Annotated in this window: 4 protein-coding genes; all 4 read right to left on the bottom strand. The window is 46.1% G+C overall.

Annotation, left to right across the window (positions count from 1 at the left end):
• Positions 1-15: 15 nt before the first annotated feature.
• Positions 16-819 (bottom strand): 23S rRNA (guanosine(2251)-2'-O)-methyltransferase RlmB, encoded by an 804-nt coding sequence (rlmB, locus tag ACR0P9_RS08990; RefSeq protein WP_432619359.1) that lies wholly within the window; start codon positions 817-819, stop codon positions 16-18.
• 132 nt (positions 820-951) lie between these two features.
• Positions 952-2067: a hypothetical protein gene (locus tag ACR0P9_RS08985; RefSeq protein ID WP_432619357.1), complete on the bottom strand. Its 1116-nt coding sequence runs from the start codon at positions 2065-2067 to the stop codon at positions 952-954.
• A 12-nt stretch (positions 2068-2079) separates the two neighbouring features.
• Complete coding sequence (locus tag ACR0P9_RS08980; protein WP_432619355.1) at positions 2080-2649, bottom strand: hypothetical protein; 570 nt, start codon at positions 2647-2649, stop codon at positions 2080-2082.
• An 82-nt stretch (positions 2650-2731) separates the two neighbouring features.
• Positions 2732-3713, bottom strand: a 982-nt coding sequence (locus ACR0P9_RS08975; protein ID WP_432619353.1) for an S-layer homology domain-containing protein, incomplete at its 5' end; no start/stop codon positions are given.

The raw sequence follows: 3713 nt of genomic DNA, 5'->3' as shown, positions 1-3713 counted from the left end.
TTTTCGAGATCCAGATCATCCATGCTGTTCCTCCCCGATTCTCTGCCGCACGGCCTCATACAACAGAACGGCTGCCGCTGCGGACGCATTGAGCGAATTGACCTTTCCCTTCATCGGAATGCTGACAATGCCATCGCACTTTTCGCGGACAAGGCGGCTGAGGCCGCTGCCCTCCGAGCCGATAACAATGGCTGTCGCGCCAACAAAATTGGTCTGATACAGGCTGGTATCTCCGCCGGCATCTGCGCCAAATACCCAGACGCCTTTTTCCTTCAGCGTATCAATGGCAGCTGCCAGATTGGTGACACGTGCCACGCCGATGTGCTCAATGGCACCGGCAGATGCCTTTGCCGCGGTCGCCGTGAGACCAACCGAACGACGCTTCGGAATAATGACACCGTGCGCACCGGCAGTCTCCGCCGAACGAATGACAGCACCCAGATTGTGCGGATCGGTCAAGCCGTCGCAAATCATGATGAGCGGTTGCTCTCCGCGGTCTGCGGCAGTCTGCAAAATATCCTCCAGCGAAACATATTCATGCGCTGCTGCCTGCGCAATGACGCCCTGATGCACACCGGTCTCACTCATGGCATCCAGCTTGCGGCGGTCTACCTGTGTCACAACCGCACCCGCTGCTTTTGCCATAGCGACAATATCCGCCATGCGGCCGTTCTGATCCGGTGCAACAAACAATTTATCCACGGTTCTGCCTGCGCGAAGCAGTTCCAGAACCTCGTTTCTGCCTTCATACAGCGTGGTTTCGGTTTCTTCCTCGCGCTGCGGGCGTTTATGAAATGTCTTTTTTGTTTTCTGACTCATAGTTATAACTCCATTTATCCATACTCGGTACGTTCAGTATAACACAAAACTTTGATACCTGACAGCAAAACCGCAAACTTTATGTCCCGTTCACGGATTTTTCACAAGCTGTTTGCCGCTCCCGCCGGGGAATCAGTCGTAATCGTAAAATCGGTGAATCTCTCCCGGACGAACCGCATCAGAGAAATGTCCCTCACGCTCCGGCGGAAGAACACCGTTGACGTACATGATATGATAGGTTTCTTTTAATTCTTCATCTAATTCCGGCGCTTGTATCTGCTTTTGCAGTGCTTCAATTTCATCCAGCATGGACAATGCCATATCTCGATTCGCTTGCAATCCTTCTCCTATTTCTCGATCTAAGCCCTTATTGATTTCCCATCGCTCTTCAATCGAATTCAAAAAGTAATCCACTTCATATAACATATTCGATAAACACTTTTGTTTTTTGTCTTGTTCTGCCTGTTCCAATTTTTGCTTCGCTTTTTCATAATCTGTATGATATGGTTCATCGCAGGGAAACAACTTACTGTTTAGATAGAAACAAGTATCTGCTTTTGCTCCCAATTCTTTCCGTACACAGTCAATCATACAAAATGTATCGTATATCGTCTGCAATTGCAGCTCTCTTTTTTCTATATTCTCTGGAGTACGAACTGCATAATATGCATAATACTCTCTCAACGCTTCCTCTGCATCCGATGCATTTGTTTCCAATTGATCTAACAATTTTAGCTTTTGTTTTCTATCTAACTGGCTGCTTTCTTCTTTCCATTGTCGTTTCGTCTGTTGAAGTACTGTCCAAGCATTCTTCCATTCAACTTTCGCAGAAACAATTTCATCTGGTTCTCCTGATTTATCTATTTCTTCTTCATCCAGCCATGTCCAATTCGTCATTCCAGCAACGCCTACCATGCCCATTGATCCAAGTAGATAGATGATATTTATCGGCTCATAATATCTCGTGCACTCCATCGGAAATATAAGCAAGAAAAATATAGCAATATAAAACTGCCATTGCAAAATAAAAAATGCAATTTGTTTTTCTTGAATATATTGCGAGTATCCTAAATGCAACAATCGTTTCACAAAAGATTTACTCTTTTTAATCTCATCTGCTTTCTCAATGCCAACTTCCCGTTTTAAAATAGAATTCATGGTAAGCCATGTAATTCCCATTCCACCAAGCCAAAACAAAATACTGAACACAAATTCACTCAATGTCCATTCTGGATTTGCCCATGACATATATTTTCCTCCTCATGGTATCGGATACCCCAGCCATTCACTCAAATCTACCGCTACTTGATACACATTTCCTGTCTTGCAAGTCATAACGGTCTGCTCTACTGTCAGTAATTCTATAACTACAAATGTATTCGTCGTGTATCTTCCCGAGTGTTCTTCACGATATACCTCTCTTATTCCCGTAATATATTTCTTATTTACAGCAAATACGCCGCCAACAGACAATGCAACGAACCAATCTCCATATGCAACAATCTCTACCCCGTTGCTGAGAATTCCATCCATAAGGATGCCTTGCATATCTTGGTCAAAGTCAGTATGCAAATATTTTTCTTGCCGTTCAATCCGTTTTATCACTTTCTGATTTTCTCTTTCAAATCCATATTTCAGTCCTATTATGCACAACAAAAGAAAAATGTCCATGATACTCGCACCAATGACATCATCTCGCGTAATATGATGAAAGTCTACGGTGTCAGTTGTTATCAAAACAGCAAGTACTATAAGTAGAATGCCGATAAACCATATCACAAACGTACTCTGCCGCTTTACTATCGTCTTCTTCGTAACCGGTGTATTCATCTCTCTCCCTCCCGTGTTGTTTCCAGTATAACACAAAAGCAGGCCTTCTCCCAAGGAAAAAGCCTGCTCTGTGCAGCAATCTTTACTTGATATTTTCCATCATATTCTCCAACATGACCGCGGTCTGTGCGCGGGTCGCGCCGGATGTCGGAAGCAGCATCAGCGTGTCATCTTCCATTTTAGAGCCAGAGATAACGCCGTTGTGCACAGCCCAAGTCACGGCATCTATTGCCCAGTCTGATACATCTGCGGCATCCGCAAAGGCATCCAAGCTGTTCTCTGTCGGCTGTCCATTCTTGAAATGATAGAGCATCATTGCAAACTGTTCTCGTGTAATCGGATCATCCGGAGAGAATGTTGTCTCCGTTGTACCTGCTGTGATGCCGTTTTCTGCCGCCCAAGTCACCGCTTGATAATACCAATCGCCCGGCTGAACGTCTGCAAACGGATTGTCATTTTGTGTCTGCGGCGTGCCGGATAAATTGTACAGCGTCTGTACCGCCATCGCACGGGTCAAGGTGTCATCCGGAGAAAATGTATTGGCAGACGTGCCCTTCATCCATCCATGCTGATAGACAAAGACAACCGGCGCATAATACCACTCCGTCGTATACACATCCTCAAACGGTGCATCGCCCTTTGCGGCAGCGGAATTGCTCGACTTGAGCTTCAAGTTATAGGCCGCAGCGATTGCCTTGGCATCCGCCTGTCCCAGCTGCTTGAGCTTGGCATCCGAAGACAGATAGGTGCTGTAATCCGCACTGTTGGAGATAAAGGCGTGTTCTACAATCATGCTCGGAATATTCACCATCGTAGAATTTCGGATAATGCTGTAATAATCCGCCTTAGAGCCGTCCGGATATTTGTTTTCCGTGCTGTTTCTCTGCAAATAGCCGCGGTTATTCAGCCCCAAGCTCTCCAAGTTGCTGAGGATACGGCTCGCTGTCTTTTTGGACTCTGTGAGCAATGCCGGACGATAATTGCCGTTCGGCACGATGACCAGCTCGCCGCGCGCACTGCTGCTGTCTGCGGAATTGATATGTAAGCTGACCATCAGATCAGCA

Source organism: Butyricicoccus sp. (assembly GCF_050872565.1).
Classification (GTDB): domain Bacteria; phylum Bacillota; class Clostridia; order Oscillospirales; family Butyricicoccaceae; genus Butyricicoccus_A.
This window is presented reverse-complemented; position numbering and strand designations above follow the sequence as displayed.